Source organism: Idiomarina aminovorans (genome assembly GCF_023155095.1).
GTDB lineage: Bacteria > Pseudomonadota > Gammaproteobacteria > Enterobacterales > Alteromonadaceae > Idiomarina > Idiomarina aminovorans.
In genome coordinates this window covers 1-758 of the sequence record NZ_JAKNDA010000018.1, presented here as the reverse complement: position 1 = coordinate 758, position 758 = coordinate 1, and the positions used below count along the sequence as shown (strand labels likewise).

The following is a 758-nucleotide window of genomic DNA, read 5'->3' as shown; positions in this document are numbered from 1 at the left end:
TTAACCGTATTACCGGCCTCGTCGCTGGAGTTAACCACCACATCAAATTCAGTATCTGCAGCTAAATCGCTGCCGGCAACATCCACGCTCCAGGTGCCGTCAGCATTTACAACGGTGTTGTATTCGGTGCCGTTGATGGTCATGGTAACGCTGTCACCCGCAGCGATGTCTCCGCCTTCGGCTGTACCGGTAACGGCGATCGTTTGCCCTGCTTCTTCCGCGTTGATCACATCATCGCTGGTGATGTTATTCACATTGACGTTACCCTGCTCGGCACTGGTGTCTAAGGTTGCGTTGTCGGTTACGCTGCCCTCGTTTCCGGCTTCATCGGTCACCGTCATGGTCACGGTTAATTCACCGTCGGTCAGCGTACTCAGATCTTGTCCCGAAACGGTAACGTTACCCGCATCATCAACGTCAATGTCGTTCGCATCGACCGTGACGCTGCCACCCTGCCCGTCGCTGATAACGATGCTGTTGATCGTCGCACCGTCTTCCACCTGACCGGTGAAGCCGATGTCACTTTGTTCATCACTATTAATCAGCTCATCACCGAACGCGATGCTGTTGTTGCCGTCGGTGCCATCACCGGGTGCGCTGGTATCGACGGTGTGCGTTGAGGTCGCGGTACTATTAACCGTATTACCGGCCTCGTCGCTGGAGTTAACCACCACATCAAATTCAGTATCTGCAGCTAAATCGCTGCCGGCAACATCCACGCTCCAGGTGCCGTCAGCATTTACAACGGTGTTGTATTC

Annotated in this window: 1 protein-coding gene; it reads right to left on the bottom strand. The window is 54.2% G+C overall.

The genetic code is table 11. The features are described 5' to 3' along the window. On the bottom strand, positions 1–758 hold a 758-nt coding region (locus tag L8G48_RS13300; protein WP_248265087.1), incomplete at both ends, for an Ig-like domain-containing protein.